We start from the raw sequence: 15,766 nt of genomic DNA on the forward strand, positions 1-15,766 counted from the left end.
ATGAACATCTATAAGCTTTGTATTATCGCTGCCATCACATTTTTGGCCTGCTTAATAATACGTTCAGACCTACAGACGCCCCTAATCAGTGACCAAGATGGTAATTTTAAAGACTACGATGGACAAGACAAAGCCTACCTATTTACAGTGCCTGAAGATGGCCAAATGATGCGTTTAGAAATAACAGGTAGCCTGCCTTTAAATTCATGGAAAGCCATTGATATGGAAATTTTTGACCCTGAAGGCAACTATCTATTTAGTTATTCTGATGAGCTATGGTCTGAATCAGGGCGTGATTCTGAAGGTGAATGGCGAGAATATAAGAGCAGGGCTTATCATGATGTGCACTTCCCTAAAAAAGGCCAATATAGTGCATATGTGAGCAGTAGCTTTGGCCCCAGTAATAGCGCTAAGCATTTCAATTATACATTTCGCATCATTCCAATCAAAGGCAACATCAGCTTCATCGACCCTCTACTTTGGATCACTGGCATAATAACAGGCTTCTCTTTCATTGTTATTTTGCATCGACTTGGCGCAAAGAGAAAAAACTCTGAACTTACTTATAAACCAATCAACACGTTAAGCCCAGAGGCTATGAAAGCAATGGAAACCCATATCCCAGCTTGGCCAATTGCATTGTTGTTTTTCGTGCCTGTGCTAGTTGCATCTTTGTTGGCTTATAGCAAAGGCGATGATGAGCACGATTGGCAAGTTTATTCATATCACCACTTCAATATAAACGTTGATAAACAATTACGTGAGCAAAGTATTGGCAGCGCAGGTTTCCGTTCACGAGGCGGCCCAGGTGGTAAGTAAGTCAATTCGCGAAAGCCACATTTTACTGTTTAGTATTTTTGTCGCCGGTCTTTGCTCTATAATTTATGAATTATTAATTGCGACCACTGGCGCCTATTTTTTAGGTGATAGCATCACCCAATTTTCCCTGACAATTGGCGTGTATATGGCGGCAATGGGGGTTGGCTCTTATTTTTCTCGCTTCGTGCCTGATAAGCCATTGCTGGTTTATTTTATCGGTTTTGAGTTACTACTAGCATTACTAGGTGGCTTGAGTGTGCCATTACTATACTTCGCTTATGCGTATGGCTTACCACTACAAGCGATTAGTATTTTACTCACCACCTTAATAGGTATTTTAATTGGTTTAGAAATTCCACTGTTAAGTCGCTTAATGGAAAAGCACTATGCGCTAAAAGCAAACCTTGCCAATGTACTATCAATTGACTACTTTGGTGCCCTGCTCGCAACTTTACTATTCCCTTTTCTATTTTTACCTTGGCTGGGGGTATTTAAAACAGCCTTAAGCTTTGGCCTAATGAACTTAAGTATTGCGCTGTTATTGCTGTGGTACTTTATTGACCATATCAGCACCCATCGTCGACAGGTGCTAAGGTTCACGCTCATTTTAGTTAGTCTCATATTGGTGCTTTGTTTATTTGCTAGTAAACAACTCACCCACCTTTGGCAAAGCCAAATCTATGATGATCGTGTCGTCCACTCAGAGCAAACGCCTTATCAACAAATTGTTCTGACTCGCCATAAAGATGATATTCGGCTTTATTTAAATGGTGGCTTACAATTTTCATCGATTGATGAATATCGCTATCACGAAGCGCTTATTCATCCAGCTATGGTGCGCCATGGCAACGCAAAACGAATTCTAATTTTAGGCGGTGGTGACGGCTTAGCAGCTAGAGAGCTTTTGAAGTACCCGCAACTAGAGTCTATTACCCTTGTCGATTTAGACCCTGCTGTTGCCAAGCTTGCAAGGACTAATCACAACTTAACAACCCTTAATCAACAGTCGCTAAATGATCCAAAGGTTAAAGTTATTCACCAAGATGCCTATGTGTTTATTGAGCAAGGCAAGCAACTGTTCGATATCATTTTTATTGATTTACCTGACCCTAAGGCGATTAACTTAGCACGACTCTACAGCAAACAATTTTACCAATTAGTAAAAGCTAGCTTGCCTGACAATGGCATTGTTGTGACCCAAGCAACGAGCCCGTTTTTTGCGAAGCAGGCATTTTGGTCTATCAACAATACGCTCAATGCAGCAGGCTTCGCCCATACTTTGCCTTATCATTTGAACGTACCGTCGTTTGGTGAATGGGGCTTTGTCATGGCGTGTAACCTGATGTGTAGTAACCACCAGTTATTGCCTGTTAACACTCGCTTTTATCGTCCAGAAAATGATGCTCAACTGTTTATTTTCACCCCCGATATTAGCGCTAACAATGAAAAAGTATCGACGCTTGATGAGCCTAATGTGCTCCACTATTACTTGCAAGGTTGGAAATATTGGAACTAACCGAATGGATTAGCCTATTTAGGGAGTTTACAAAGTAAAGGATTACCGTTACAAAGAGAGTTAATAACAACAAAAGCAAGGTTTGTAATGCAGGCGCACAAACAGAGCCTTATGTACTTACATATTGCAGTGCTACTATTCGGTGGCACCGCATTGTTTGCCAAATTGGTCAGCCTAAGTGCATTAGATATTACCGTTTATAGGACAGCGATTGCGGGCTGTGCCTTGCTGATTTTACTCACAATTCAACACAAAGCCATTAAGCTTCATTCTCGCCGTGATTACCTAATAGCCTTGTTACTTGGCATTACGGTTGGAGTTCATTGGCTCACCTACTTTGCTGGTATGCAATTGGCAGGGATTGCAGTGGGTATGATTGCCTTTTTTACTTACCCTGTGATTACGGTATTTTTAGAGCCTTTTTTTCATGGCAGCAAACCGCAACTCAAAGATATAGCAAGTGCCTTGGTGGTGATGTTGGGTATTTACTTACTCATTCCTGATGCCAGCTTAGGAAATGATGTGACTCTAGGGATTGCCATTGGTATTTTGTCAGCGTGTTTTTTTGCTTTTAGAAATATTGTGCATAAGCGTTACTTTAGCCAATATGGCGGCCCACAAACCATGCTTTATCAAACTTGGATCGCGTGTATTATGTTATGCGCGTTTGTCGAAGTACCACCATTACAAGTTGATACAATAAATTGGCTGCTATTAATTACCGTAGGGGTTATTTTTACAGCAGCACCGCATTCACTGTTTGCAGCAAGCTTAAAACATTTATCCGCTTCAACCGCTGGTTTAATATCTTGTTTGCAACCTTTATACGGTACGTTTTTCGCTTTTTTAATTTTGCATGAGCAACCTACAATTAGCACACTTATTGGTGGTACATTAGTGATTAGTGCCGCTTTTTATGAAACATGGTCAGTGACTCGGAAACATAAGCAATGATGAAAGTATTCGCTCACAGAGGTGCCAGTGGTACCTATCCAGAAAATACCAAAAGCGCCATTATTGCCGCAGTAGATTTGGCAGTAGATGGTATCGAAATTGACGTACAGAGCTGCCTTGATGATTACATGATCATTCACGACACTTGGCTCGATCGCACAACCTCTGGTCGCGGTAAAGTAAATGCCTGCACAAAAGAGCAAATTCAACAATATGATGCAGGTAACGGAGAAGTTGTTCCCTGTCTGCAAGATGCCATTGACTGGGTAGAAGATAAAACGCTTTTAAACCTTGAACTAAAACACACTTTTTCTTTAGATAAGTTTGTTGAGATGGTAGAGTCAAATATTAGTATTGGAAAAATATCAAGAGATAATATTTTGGTATCATCTTTTGATCATCATCAACTCATGTGGCTCAAACAAAAGTTACCATGGGTAAAAATTGGCGCTCTTACGGCTTCAATTCCAATCAATTACAGTGAATTTGCTCAAAAACTGCATGCCTACAGCATTCATATAGATAAAAACTTTATAAACCATGAATTTGTTGCAGATGCAAAACAACGAGGCCTTCAAGTTTATGCTTACACGGTCGATAAAGTAGAAGATATTGAATTAATGTTAAGTTATGGCGTGGATGGTATTTTTACCAATTTCCCCTGTCATACACAAATGACACTTCAATCACTGTAACTCAGCAAGAGTAAGCTATACTGTTGAATTGAGTGGCATTGAACAAGACTAAGAAACGTCCAAATGAATCAACACAACACCTTAATGAGTAGCTATATGCGCATGTATAATTTTATCGAACAGACTTTCTTTTACACCTTAACGCGTAAAATTGTCGGTAATTTAGGATTCGTGTTTGCATTCCAGGCGATCACTTTAATCTGGCTTTACAATAGCCTTTCAGAGCAACAAGCAAGCATGAGCTTGTTTTGGTTAATGGCACTTATCATCGTCGCGAGCTTTATTTTTACTATTTTCTATATGCGTTTTTTAATTGTACGCCCAGTCCAAGCCATGCGTGACACACTAGCGCACATTAACCGCCATGATGCTGATTTATCTGCTAAGTTACCACACTTCACATTTGATGAATTCAGAGATCTCAGCGAACAATACAATACCTTTACGGCACACTTAGGTGAGCTACTTGCGACAACTTATCAAAGTGCGCAAGCCAGTGCTGACAGCAGTTCAAAGATGACTCAGTCAATGCAACAGACGGCAGAGATTAGCCATCAGCAGATTAAATTTAGCCATACAATTACTGATTCAAGTAACCAAATTACTTCAAGCTTAGAACATATTTCGGCTAACACAGACAGTGTACATACGATTAATAGTGAGCATCTGACATTTGTAAAAAATTCAGCTACAGAGCTCTCTGCACTTGTAAATAAGGTTGCGATGATTAGCCAGATTTTAGCTAACTTCTCTGCGACTATTTCAGGTTTAAAAGAAAACAGTGAAAATATTCGCGCTATTTTAAAAATGGTTGAAGAGTTTTCCGATCAAACTAATTTACTTGCATTAAATGCAGCCATTGAAGCGGCACGCGCTGGCGAAGCTGGACGAGGCTTTGCTGTGGTTGCAGATGAAGTGAGAACACTTTCAGTAAAAGTGAATGATGCGACTCGTCAAATAAGTGACTTCATTAATCAAATGAATACATTAGTTAATGAAACAAACAAAGAGTCTGAGCAGTTAATTAGTCATTCTAGCGATGCAGAAACAGCGATCAGTGATACCTCTGCAGGGTTTAGTAATATGCTTGGCGAATTTGAGCAAAATCAGCAGCAATTACAACAAATAGTCAGTGCAGTACATTTACTGGAACAAACACAAACACAAACTCATCAAAGTGTTGAACAAATTGTGACATTAGGTGAACAAGCGAAACAGCAAATAGATGAGTCACTGGCTGATTGTGAGCAATCACATTTACTAAGTCAACAAACACTACAACAATTAAAACGCTTTGTTTAAGGTCTGTTTTAGCTCTTTTGTTTTAACTATTTATGGTAAAGTAGCCACTTCTTGGCTACTTTTTTATTGACTGTGACAACTCCTACTACCGATTACCAACAACTCGCTTTGCAAATTAAACAATGGGGTAAAGACCTTGGTTTTGCCGAAGTGGGGATCACCGATATCGATCTCACTAAGCATGAAGCACAGCTTCAGCGCTGGCTAGATAAAGGTTATCATGGTGAGATGGAGTACATGGCTGCCCATGGTATGAAGCGTGCTCGCCCTGCTGAATTAGTCCCCGGCACACAAAGGGTCATTTCAGTTAAAATGAATTACCTGCCCCCCGATGCCAGCTTTGCAAAAAACTTAAAGCAAACAAACAAAGCGTACATCAGCCGCTATGCCTTGGGTCGGGACTACCATAAGCTACTTCGTAATCGCCTAAAAAAGCTCGGCCAAAAGATTGAGCAGCATGTTGGCGAGCTAGGGTTTCGCCCATTTGTCGACTCTGCGCCAGTACTTGAAAGGCAACTTGCTGAAAAAGCAGGCTTAGGTTGGCGAGGTAAGCATAGTTTGTTAATCAATAAAGAGGCAGGCTCTTGGTTTTTTTTAGGTGAGTTATTTGTTGATATTCCACTGCCTATCGATGAGGAAAACACCTTTGAAGGCTGTGGTAAATGTGTCGCTTGCATGACGTTATGCCCTACAGGCGCGATTGTAGAGCCTTATGTAGTGGATGCTCGTAAATGTATTTCATACTTAACAATCGAGCTACAGGGTGCGATCCCTGAAGAGTACCGTCCTTTACTCGGTAATCGGGTTTACGGCTGTGACGATTGCCAGCTCGTCTGCCCATGGAATCGTTATGGTCAAATAACGGATGAAGCTGATTTTCACCCGCGAAAGCAATTAAAAGATCAAGACCTGTTAACTCTTTTTGCTTGGGATGAAACAACATTTTTAAAAAATACTGAAGGTAGCCCTATCCGACGAATAGGCCACCAGCGATGGCAGAGAAATCTCGCTGTAGGCTTAGGTAATGCTGAATATAACGAAGAAATAGTGGCAACATTAAGCGATGCGCTTAAAAGCGCAACTTCACTTGTAAAAGAGCATATTGAATGGGCGCTTGATCAACAGACCCATAAGCGCCAACAACAGTTACGTAAAACAGCGCGCTTAATTCGCATTATTGAAAAAGGCCTACCCAGAGATGCTTGATAGCTTAAAATCCAGACTATTTGAGCCAGCGCCACTAGATGGTGGCACTGACACAGGTTGCACTGCGCTCACTGCAAGTTCGCTGATTTATTGAGGGTTGTTCCCGAGCATTTTATAGCTTTTTGTTCGGCAATAAACAGGAACAAGGCAAGATGCGACCCCATTTTTGAATACATGATTATATTTCTACTTGTTTACAGCTCCTTGTTGAGCAGCCTGATAATCTTTAATCGCTTTTACCTTGGAACATTAAACAAGCTGGGTGTCGTTAGCTAAACGCTACGTTCAACTTTAAGTTTTCTTAAGATCCAACCTATGCTCTAAAACTAAGGTTCGCTACTTTTAATTTTACTAAAACTTAAAGTAGATTATTTTGGAGACTTATTAATTAAATACTGTTTTATTGCATGGTTGTTTAACATCGATTTATATAAAGCTGCTTCCCAGCAATTTGGGCTTAATTTCTTAAGAACCTTTTGCTGCTCTGTTAGTAAGAAAACCATATCAGTTGCCTGTACATCAGCTTCATCTAATTTTTCTTCGTATTTTATTCTTGCATATTTTTCTGCATAAGAGCTGACAGATAATTCTCGTAAGTGGAGCCTAACTCTTTTTCTATGTCTAGATTTGAGCTTATTTGAAATAATAAATCGCACTTTAATATCAACATCAAATAGCTGTAAAGGGTTATAAACCTTTAAGTCAAAATCAACCCGAACATGGGTTAAAATGTCAAAAAAATAAGGATGTACAAACTTCACTACGTTGCTTTCATCACAGTAATAGTCATTACCTTTTTTACTTGAGCAGCTTTCACATTGATTAACTAAATTATTTGGAAATATAGAAAACTCAGGCCATTTACTCTTTGGTAAAAAGTGATCCAAGATTCTTGGCTTACAAGGTTTTCCGCAATAAGGACAATGCCGAAGACGGCGTTCTCTTCTTTCATTAAGTTGTTCTTTAATTTTGGAAGGAGCACGGTCTCCGAAATAATCCACTAACATATCATGATGTTTTAATAGATTAGAATCTGTAGGGCGTTTATTAAATCTTAGTATTGTCTGCTCATATACTTGATATCTTCGTCGTATAAATGGAGATAACCGATTAATGTTTCGAGCTGATTTTTTTCTTGAATTAATAGCAAATCCAAGAAAGCCATCGTCATAATTATTGGATAACTTGAATTCGGTTACTTTAATCATTAAGTTTTCTTTTTCTTTTTAGTTCATATATGTATGAAATACCTTTACTTCCGAATTCAGAAGTAAGCGCCTCTATTGTTTTATCGATGTCTTTGGAGTTAGAAAGGATGTCATCTATCATTTTCTGGAATGGTTTTTCTATATCGTAGTCTCCGAAGATTTCGCCCGTTATCCTGTCCAATGAATTCCCAATTGTTTCAACTTCGGGTTGTTCTATTTCTAAACTATCTCTGATTACGTGAATATAATCACTTTTAACTTCACGAGCTATAACTGATGAATGTGTTGCAACAATTGCAAATGATTTAGTATCTCTGAGGATCACTTTCAGCATAGAAATTAGTCCTACTTCTAATTCTGGATGGAGATATAATTCAGGTTCATCAATTAAGATTAAAGACTCTTCTTTTATTTCACTTACTATTCGTGGAGTAAAAAGTGAGTAAATCATTTGACCTGAACTAAGCTTCATTTCTTTTTCATCTTTCGTTAGAAAAATTAGTCCATGAGAGAAATCAACTTTGTCGATTAAAGTAAAGTCATTATAAATACACTCAGACTTTATTAATTTACCATCTAAACCCCTGAAAGATATAGAACTATATTTCATAGCTTGCTTAAGAGTCTCATCGATTAAATTTATTTTGCTAGTTGGTGCCCACCATGAATTTGCTCTATCATATTTTATGGCATCAATATAAGAGCGAGCGCTTTTTTCTTTTATACTCGAAAGGTCAAATCGTGAAGAACTGCTTTTCAAACCAACGTACGTATATTCGTTGATTAAATCAGGTCTTTCTTCTATTTCTTCCTCATGACTGAGCATTCTTCGTAGTTCACTTTCAGAATAGAAATTCTCAAATGGTGAAAAAGAGACAACTATTAGTTTATTAAAATAAGGCCAAGATTCTATATTTCTTTTTAAGCCAACAAAAATGTCGGAAATGTTCTGCAAAGTGGCAGTTTTCCCATTGCCATTTTTTCCAATTATTAAATTGATGTTTCCTGATAGTTGATCTTTTCTATCAAAGCTAAAAGATAGGTTCTTTTTGAAAGGGGTATCAACTGAAAAAGTAAACTTCTCTAAATGTTTGTAATTTCCTTTGGCTATCGCATAGCCCTTCTCTAAAATTGAAGTTCCGGATGAATCTCTTAAGAGAGAATCTTTGAAGCCATTCCAACTAGTATAATCGTCCCCATTAAATTTTAAGTAGCATGCATCATTAATTAACTTTAAATAAGTATTGATATGCTTGTTATTATTAAAGTATTTATTTAACCTACGATAGTAGGTAATTTCGCTACCTATAGACACAAATTCATAATGACGTAAATTACTCAATACATAAATACCATTCACTTCTGGAAATGTATTTTTAATAAACTCATGGCTATTAGTTTTATTTTTGAATAGAATTTTTGCGAAGCCTAAATCAAAATTAGTCTTTTTATGAACGAAATAAACTCTAAATGTAGTTTTATATCCATAGTCATCCCAAAGGTATGAAAACCCCTTACCATAATGGTCAGGTAAGAAAACAAGGAAATCACTAGATAAATCCGCAGGTATATCATGTTCAGAATAGTAAATTTTCATTTAATTCAGCTGGTTAAAATGGATTCATGTTAGCTTAAGAATTGACTAATTGCTACTTAAGAGTTATTAAGTTAAGGTATTTTTGAATTTATGGAGTGAAATTAATAACAAGTATGTTGGATAGATAGAAGTGTGTATTTAGATTTTAATAGCAACGAACTTTGTTTTGATCAATTCCAGCCGGACACTTTTCTTAAAGAATTATCATGCACTACTGGGGACTGATCGTTATTAGCTGAGTGTAGCCTTTCCAGATTGTAATACTTCATATATTCAGCAACATCATTTTTCATTTGCTCACGAGTTGGTTCAGTCACTTTATGCAACCAGTCATGTTCCAAGCTACCAAAGAACCTTTCTACAACAGCGCTATCCCAACACGCCCCTACATCACCTACGAATCATGGGGTCAAGGCTTGCTTTTTGCCACTACCTCACGCATGGTTCAAAAAGTGATTTAGCTTATCCCGAATATTTTTAGTTAACCACTTGCTATATGCGCAATTTATAACCAGTTCATATTCAAAAACCTTATCGTTGTTATAATTTCAAGTATACTGCTCGTTGAGGCGAGAAAGGCAGGAGTAGATGTATTGAGTTGTAGGTCGCCATTTACGGCATCATATAAAACGCGCTAAAACACGACCTACAAGGAAGTGCTAACCCAGCACCTAGAGCCTAACCTCTAGCTACTTTGATTATTGCTTTAATAATTGCGATAGGTCATTTTCAATTTCTTTAAATGCCGCTTTAACACCTTGTACTGACTCTTCACGTGCAACTGAGTTTTGAATCGTTTCATCAACTTTTTGATAAATGAAAACCTCTTGGTCTTCATCAAGGCCCATTGTTGGTATTCGCTGTTCAAGGTCTTCCTGTAGTTGTTTAAAAACAGCTTCATTATTGAGACGGTTCTCATTTAACAGCTCAATCAAACCACGAAACTTACTATGTACTTTACCCACCGCGTCATTTAATTGCTGTTGCTGACGAATAAGCTCTTTTTTAGTAATAATCGCTTTAAGCTGTTGCTCGGTAACACTCACCAAAAAACAAATATGATCTCGAATTCGGCCATGCTTATCAGGGTCTTGTTCAGGCATATTGAGAATCAATAAACTGATCATTTCATAGTTCACTAAAATGCGGCTCGAAAACTCATGTAAGCGGCCTTTATTTTTTAGCATTTCAAACAGTTCAACCACAATAGGTGAGCATATCCCTGTTACAGAAAAATGCTCTACCCCCGAATCAAGACGAAACTCAACATTGCTTTGTAAATCAAATGAGCTTAAACAGTGGAGCAATGCCTTTCCTAGCTCTTGTTCATTATCAATAGAACCAATATGTTCAATATAATTAACAATTTGCCCCATCTCACTGCTATTTGCCATCGCGTTAAACGCTGTCGATGTTGCATCCTCGACTTGTTGTTCTAAGGACTCTTTTTCAATCAGTACTTGGTGTAGATGCTGAAGCTTCAGTTTTAATTCTTCATGCCCAAATGGCTTCACAATATAATCTTCGGCACCAACAGAATACCCTTCCATACGCTCTTCAACTGTGCCTCTTGCCGACACAAACATAACAATAATATTTGCTGTGTTTGGATTTTCTTTAAGCTTTCGGCATACCTCATAGCCACTCATTTGCGGCATACTCACATCAAGTAAAATAACTTGTGGGTCAAACTCTTCAACTACAGCTAAGCATTCTGGACCACTATTAACCATTTTTAATTCAAAATCGAGCTCTTCTAAGATCTCTTCAATGATCTCTAAATTAAAAGGCTCATCATCAACTGCTAAAATTCGTTTTAAGGCCATCTCACCCTCTTCCATTTTAAATTAAGCTTCATAATTACTTTGCACTCGCTCTTCATTTGTTAAATGCTGAGGAAAGTCAATTTCTAAAGGTAGGGTCACTAAAATAGTGGCACCACCGTATTCGTTGTTACTTGCCACAATAGTGCCTTGATGTAGCAAAACAAACTCACGGCAAATTGCTAAACCGAGTCCGGTGCCTCCTGCACCGCTATTGGTTTTACTGCTTTGTTCAAACTTTGCGAATACTTTTTCTAATTCGTCGTCAGGTATACCTATACCACGATCAACAACTGCAATTTCAGCCGATCCATTGCTTAGCGCCAGCTTTATGTCTATATCGCTATTGGGCTCACTAAATTTAAGCGCATTGCCAAGTAAGTTACGCATAATTTGATTAATTTGTTCTTCATCACACTCAATGGTGATGTTTGTATTAGGTGCAATTAATTTAATGGTGATATTACGTTCAAGTGCTGTACCCGAGACATCATCAATACTGGTTTTTATGATATTCATCAGGCTATGCTTCTGCGGGTTAAAAGGAAATTTACCAACATCAAGCTTAGATAAGTCGAGCAAGTTATTGAGTAAAGAAAGTAACCGTTCACCACTTTGCTCTATTCGTGATAAATACTTATTAAGCTTCTCTTTACTGAGGTCATCATTAGCTACTTTTTCTAAGCCAAACCGTGCGAAGCTAAGAATAGAATGCATCGGTGTTCTAAGCTCGTGAGACATATTAGCTAAAAACTCTGACTTACTGTGATTGGCAGCTTCAGCGACATTTTTTGCGTGCTCTAACTGGGCTGTGCGTGCTTTAACTTCTTCTTCTAGGGTATCTTTTGCTTCAAGAAGTAGCTCTTCTTTCTCTTTCAGGTGCGTAACATTTTTAAAGATTACAGCAAGTGCTATTTCACCGTGATGGTCAATTTCATTGAACGAGCCCACCAATGGAACCGATGCACCATTTTCCTTCAGTACCTTTAAATCACAACTAAATTGACGATTTTTATTAAGTGTACTGACCTTGTCTTTTATACGTGTAGTCGAAGCTAAGTCAAAAAAGTCATACACCGAGCAATTTTCAAACTCTTTTAACGATTTCTCAAATAATGACTCACAGGCATCATTGGCCTCAATAATTTTACCGTTACGATCAAATAGAATGATCGCATCGGGGGTGTGCTTAAAAATAACACGTAATAAGCTGTCTTTTTCGATTAATGCATCAACCGTGTTTTGTAGACGCTCTACCAACTCTGCATTGTGGCGTTTTAACAATTCAGTTTGCCAAAGCTTATGGACCGATTGCAGCAAGCTATTGTCATCTATTGGCTTAATTAAAACATCTTCAACACCTTGACGAATGGCTGCAACCATAGAGACTTGATCAGGCTTAGAGGTATAAAGTAAACAACGGCAATTAGGTTGCAATGTTTTGAATTTATTAAATAGCTCAAGACCTGTACCATCTTCAAAGGTAAAGTCACTAATTAATAAATCAATTGCATGCTGGTTCACTAACTCTACCGCTGAGAATATATTTTCTGCGGTGAAGGTTTTAATATGTGCACCTTTTAAATTGTGCGCGATCGTATTTAATCGCTCAGGGCAGTGATCAACAAGTAAAACCGTAGGAAGTTTTAAGATATTATCGGAATCAAGTTCAAGCACGCCTTCTAATAGAGCGCTGATCTCTTTGTTGGCAAAGAAAGGGTATATGACCACCGCATTAGGTAGTAAGCGATTAATTTCACTAAAGTGCTCAAGTAAATCACTGCGCTGTGCTTTAGGTGCCAAAAGTAAAAGATGCTCTTGAGAAAATACCGCCATTAGCTTTTTGATAGTATCTGTTGGTACACCGTGTGAAGCAGCAACAAGGTCAAATTGCTGCGCTAAAACAGCATTATCAACCATTGAAAAGTGTATCAGCTCAACCCTACACCCTATGAGCTCTAGTAACACCTTTACTCGCATTGCTAAAACACTATTACTATCAACAATTAATATCTTTCGCACTTTACGCTACGCCCAATTAATCATATTACTTAATTAGCGTAGTCGAAAAAAATCGATGCAGCACAATTTACACCGTATTTTTTTATTAGTTTATGAACAAACTATGAATCTAAATGTTTTCCCAAAATAGTTAAGCTGTAAGGTTTTCCATCCATAATTGCCACACTTGGCAATTCACCCCATACTTTATAATTAAATAGATTAAATAACTTAATACTCGGTAGGTTATGACTAAAAATAAATGCTAAAAGTACTTTTATTTTAAGTGTGCTTGCATGGGTCTCCGCGAATGTCAGCAATCGTTTACCTAGCCCTTTTCCTTGTGCACTTGCGGTAATATAAATGCTCACTTCAACAGTTCCATCGTAAGCGGGCCGTCCGTAAAAAGACTTGTAACTTATCCATGCTAAAACCTTTCCTTCTTGTTCATATACAAAAATAGGCCGATTAATAGAATGGGATAAAAACCATGCTTCTTTATCTGTAACAGTTACCTCTTCGGTATCGGCTGTTACCATACGTCCTGGGATTGTTTCATTGTAGATTGCGACGATTGCCGCTAAATCATCATAGGTTGCTGTACGAATAGTCATAAAACGAATATTTGGTGATCACTTTTGCGCATATTAGCGTATATTCGATTGGAAAAACTAGCAGGAAATAACCATGTATAAATTTGCTTTGTTACTTAGTGCAACTCTTCTAACCACTCAGGTTGCAGCTCAAACGCCCGCATCATCAAACACAACACAAGCACAATGTGATGATTTCACTAATGTTGAATTACGGAAGCTTCGTTCCAAAGAAACGATAAACCTATGCCAATTTAAAAATAAACCACTGCTAATCGTTAATACCGCAAGCAACTGTGGTTTTACCCCGCAGTTTGAAGGCTTAGAAGCACTAAACAAAGAATATAAAGACCAAGGCTTAGTTATATTGGGTTTTCCATCTGATGATTTTTTCCAAGAAGAAGATGATGAAAAAGAGACTGCCGATGTATGTTTCATAAACTATGGGGTCACTTTCAACATGTTCGCTACCAGTGAAGTGAGAGGCAGCGGCGCAAACCCTGTATTTCAGCATTTAAATAAGGTAACTAGCTCACCAAACTGGAATTTTTATAAATATCTTGTTTCCGCCGACAGAAAAACAGTGACGCGCTTTAACAGCAAAACCAAACCGCAGTCAGAGAAATTGCGCAAAGCTATAGAAACAGCGCTAGCTACACAATAAATTTAATTGTTCGTTCGTTAAATATTGAACTAGACTATTCATTTAATTCACAAAAACACACATTGTGGGGAGTAATTATGGCAGTAGCCAGCGCGAGGCATATCTTAGTAGACAGTGAAGCACACTGTTTAGACTTAAAACAGCAAGTAGAACAAGGTGCAGACTTTGCAGATCTTGCACGAGCTCACTCAAATTGCCCATCAGGCCAAGATGGCGGTGCATTAGGTGAGTTTGGACCCGGTATGATGGTGCCAGAATTCGATAAAGTGGTATTCTCTGCTCCAGTAAACCAAGTACAAGGCCCAGTTCAGACTCAGTTCGGTTATCACTTACTTGAAGTCACCAGCCGTACAGATTGATACAAATACCAACAAATGAGCCGCTCACAGCGGCTTTTTTTTCGACAGGAGATCGTCATGGAATTACTCGGTTCAACAACCTCCCCCTTTGTGAGACGTATTCGAATATGGGCTGATTTAAATGGACTTGCTTTAGTATTTAAAAATTTAGATATATTTTCTGAGCAAGATAGGCAGACGATGATAACTCATAGCCCCGCAAGAAAAATTCCTATTCTTATTGATAATGGCTTTAGCCTATCCGATTCAAATTCAATTATTCGCTACCTATTCGAAAAAAACAATCAACCACTGTTGAGTTGGCGACAAGAGAATTTTCTTACCATCATTAATGCCTGTAATGACTCATTAGTAGAAATGCTTCTATGTCAACGCTCAGGATTCGACACACACACTGACACACTGTTTTTTAATTTACAGAATGAACGAATTGCTGAAACATTAGCCTATTTAAATAATCATTTATCTGAGCCAGTATTTAAAAGCTGTGAATACCTCAACATCAGTTTATACTGCTTGCTAGATTGGATCCGCTTCCGCGAATTAACTGATTTTAGCCAACTAGAAAATTTAGTTGGCTTTTACCATCAATTCGCAGATAAAGCGGCGGTACAACAAACAGATCCACGAAAATAAAGGTAAGGGTTAGGCAAATGAGCGATATCGAAATTGAATCAGAATTAGTAAGCTTCGTTGAAAAAGTTCGTCTCAACGAAACGATGTGGGCACTGGGTGCTGAAGATGGTGGTTTTGTTGTCTGTGAATCAAACCAATTTAGTGACACTGATGTCCTATTACTTTGGGGCACCGAAGATGCTGCAAAGGCGCAATGCAAAGACGAATGGCAAGACTATACGCCAGTTGAAATTGGCCTTGATGAGTTTCTTGATGAATGGGTTGAAGATCTAAACGAAGATGATGCACTGGTTGGTTTAAACTGGAATGATGACCAAGTATGTGTAGAAATTGAGCCTGTAGGACTTGCAAAAGCACTTTGTGATTAATTTTATCACGACACTATGCTCTATG

At 38.2% G+C, this 15,766-nt stretch carries 15 protein-coding genes and 1 pseudogene; 10 read left to right on the forward strand and 6 right to left on the reverse strand.

Features of this window, described 5'->3' with window-relative positions:
- From L3Q70_RS13905 to queG, 6 genes are all read left to right on the forward strand, one after another.
- Window positions 1-819 carry a hypothetical protein gene (locus L3Q70_RS13905; RefSeq protein WP_237114453.1) on the forward strand — a complete coding sequence of 273 codons (819 nt, stop codon included), beginning with the start codon at window positions 1-3 and terminating at the stop codon, window positions 817-819.
- A complete protein-coding gene (locus L3Q70_RS13910) occupies window positions 809-2,335 on the forward strand; it encodes a polyamine aminopropyltransferase (RefSeq protein WP_237114454.1) in 1,527 nt (508 codons plus the stop codon). Before L3Q70_RS13905 ends, L3Q70_RS13910 begins: the two co-directional genes overlap by 11 nt.
- Before the next feature lie 87 nt (window positions 2,336-2,422).
- On the forward strand, window positions 2,423-3,289 hold the full coding sequence (locus tag L3Q70_RS13915) for a DMT family transporter (RefSeq protein ID WP_193987811.1): 867 nt from the start codon (window positions 2,423-2,425) through the stop codon (window positions 3,287-3,289).
- Window positions 3,286-3,984 (forward strand): glycerophosphodiester phosphodiesterase family protein, encoded by a 699-nt coding sequence (locus L3Q70_RS13920; RefSeq protein ID WP_062568637.1) that lies wholly within the window; start codon window positions 3,286-3,288, stop codon window positions 3,982-3,984. The genes L3Q70_RS13915 and L3Q70_RS13920 overlap by 4 nt, the downstream gene beginning before the upstream one ends.
- An 84-nt stretch (window positions 3,985-4,068) precedes the next feature.
- Complete coding sequence (locus L3Q70_RS13925) at window positions 4,069-5,286, forward strand: methyl-accepting chemotaxis protein (protein ID WP_237115275.1); 1,218 nt, start codon at window positions 4,069-4,071, stop codon at window positions 5,284-5,286.
- A 72-nt stretch (window positions 5,287-5,358) separates the two neighbouring features.
- Window positions 5,359-6,492, forward strand: coding sequence for a tRNA epoxyqueuosine(34) reductase QueG (queG, locus tag L3Q70_RS13930; protein ID WP_237115276.1), 1,134 nt, complete (start codon window positions 5,359-5,361; stop codon window positions 6,490-6,492).
- A 368-nt stretch (window positions 6,493-6,860) separates the two neighbouring features.
- Here the strand turns inward: queG and L3Q70_RS13935 are convergent, their stop codons facing one another.
- The 6 genes and pseudogenes from L3Q70_RS13935 to L3Q70_RS13960 all read right to left on the reverse strand — a co-directional run bounded on the left by L3Q70_RS13935 (window position 6,861) and on the right by L3Q70_RS13960 (window position 13,735).
- On the reverse strand, window positions 6,861-7,700 hold the full coding sequence (locus L3Q70_RS13935) for an HNH endonuclease (protein WP_237114455.1): 840 nt from the start codon (window positions 7,698-7,700) through the stop codon (window positions 6,861-6,863).
- Window positions 7,693-9,297 (reverse strand): AAA family ATPase, encoded by a 1,605-nt coding sequence (locus L3Q70_RS13940; RefSeq protein WP_237114456.1) that lies wholly within the window; start codon window positions 9,295-9,297, stop codon window positions 7,693-7,695. Before L3Q70_RS13940 ends, L3Q70_RS13935 begins: the two co-directional genes overlap by 8 nt.
- A 170-nt stretch (window positions 9,298-9,467) precedes the next feature.
- A pseudogene (locus L3Q70_RS13945) lies at window positions 9,468-9,692 on the reverse strand (integrase core domain-containing protein); the annotation flags it as partial.
- Between the two features lie 303 nt (window positions 9,693-9,995).
- The gene (locus L3Q70_RS13950) at window positions 9,996-11,123 is read right to left on the reverse strand and encodes a response regulator (protein ID WP_237114457.1); all 1,128 of its coding nucleotides are present in this window, start codon (window positions 11,121-11,123) and stop codon (window positions 9,996-9,998) included.
- Window positions 11,124-11,144: 21 nt separating this feature from the next.
- Window positions 11,145-13,100 (reverse strand): ATP-binding protein, encoded by a 1,956-nt coding sequence (locus L3Q70_RS13955; protein WP_237115277.1) that lies wholly within the window; start codon window positions 13,098-13,100, stop codon window positions 11,145-11,147.
- Between the two features lie 143 nt (window positions 13,101-13,243).
- Complete coding sequence (locus L3Q70_RS13960) at window positions 13,244-13,735, reverse strand: GNAT family N-acetyltransferase (protein ID WP_062568636.1); 492 nt, start codon at window positions 13,733-13,735, stop codon at window positions 13,244-13,246.
- Between the two features lie 73 nt (window positions 13,736-13,808).
- Here L3Q70_RS13960 and L3Q70_RS13965 point away from each other — a divergent pair, with 73 nt between their 5' ends.
- From L3Q70_RS13965 to L3Q70_RS13980, 4 genes are all read left to right on the forward strand, one after another.
- Window positions 13,809-14,378, forward strand: a complete 570-nt coding sequence (locus tag L3Q70_RS13965; RefSeq protein WP_062568635.1) for a glutathione peroxidase — start codon at window positions 13,809-13,811, stop codon at window positions 14,376-14,378.
- A 77-nt stretch (window positions 14,379-14,455) separates the two neighbouring features.
- On the forward strand, window positions 14,456-14,737 hold the full coding sequence (locus L3Q70_RS13970; RefSeq protein WP_237114458.1) for a peptidylprolyl isomerase: 282 nt from the start codon (window positions 14,456-14,458) through the stop codon (window positions 14,735-14,737).
- A gap of 57 nt (window positions 14,738-14,794) precedes the next feature.
- Window positions 14,795-15,373, forward strand: a complete 579-nt coding sequence (locus tag L3Q70_RS13975; RefSeq protein ID WP_237114459.1) for a glutathione S-transferase N-terminal domain-containing protein — start codon at window positions 14,795-14,797, stop codon at window positions 15,371-15,373.
- 17 nt (window positions 15,374-15,390) lie between these two features.
- Window positions 15,391-15,741, forward strand: a complete 351-nt coding sequence (locus tag L3Q70_RS13980; protein ID WP_062568632.1) for a DUF2750 domain-containing protein — start codon at window positions 15,391-15,393, stop codon at window positions 15,739-15,741.
- The last annotated feature ends 25 nt before the right edge of the window (window positions 15,742-15,766 follow it).

It is taken from the genome of Pseudoalteromonas sp. CF6-2, assembly GCF_021729425.1.
GTDB classification, from domain to species: domain Bacteria; phylum Pseudomonadota; class Gammaproteobacteria; order Enterobacterales; family Alteromonadaceae; genus Pseudoalteromonas; species Pseudoalteromonas arabiensis.

Bases quoted from the DNA above. Each gene is read 5' to 3' on its own strand.
- L3Q70_RS13905 (WP_237114453.1), top strand. From the start codon at position 1: ATGAACATCTATAAGCTTTGTATTATCGCTGCCATCACATTTTTGGCC.
- L3Q70_RS13915 (WP_193987811.1), top strand. From the start codon at position 2,423: ATGCAGGCGCACAAACAGAGCCTTATGTACTTACATATTGCAGTGCTA.
- L3Q70_RS13920 (WP_062568637.1), top strand. From the start codon at position 3,286: ATGATGAAAGTATTCGCTCACAGAGGTGCCAGTGGTACCTATCCAGAA.
- L3Q70_RS13925 (WP_237115275.1), top strand. From the start codon at position 4,069: ATGAGTAGCTATATGCGCATGTATAATTTTATCGAACAGACTTTCTTT.
- L3Q70_RS13935 (WP_237114455.1), bottom strand. From the start codon at position 7,700: ATGATTAAAGTAACCGAATTCAAGTTATCCAATAATTATGACGATGGC.
- L3Q70_RS13940 (WP_237114456.1), bottom strand. From the start codon at position 9,297: ATGAAAATTTACTATTCTGAACATGATATACCTGCGGATTTATCTAGT.
- L3Q70_RS13950 (WP_237114457.1), bottom strand. From the start codon at position 11,123: ATGGCCTTAAAACGAATTTTAGCAGTTGATGATGAGCCTTTTAATTTA.
- L3Q70_RS13955 (WP_237115277.1), bottom strand. From the start codon at position 13,100: ATGCGAGTAAAGGTGTTACTAGAGCTCATAGGGTGTAGGGTTGAGCTG.
- L3Q70_RS13960 (WP_062568636.1), bottom strand. From the start codon at position 13,735: ATGACTATTCGTACAGCAACCTATGATGATTTAGCGGCAATCGTCGCA.
- L3Q70_RS13965 (WP_062568635.1), top strand. From the start codon at position 13,809: ATGTATAAATTTGCTTTGTTACTTAGTGCAACTCTTCTAACCACTCAG.
- L3Q70_RS13970 (WP_237114458.1), top strand. From the start codon at position 14,456: ATGGCAGTAGCCAGCGCGAGGCATATCTTAGTAGACAGTGAAGCACAC.
- L3Q70_RS13975 (WP_237114459.1), top strand. From the start codon at position 14,795: ATGGAATTACTCGGTTCAACAACCTCCCCCTTTGTGAGACGTATTCGA.
- L3Q70_RS13980 (WP_062568632.1), top strand. From the start codon at position 15,391: ATGAGCGATATCGAAATTGAATCAGAATTAGTAAGCTTCGTTGAAAAA.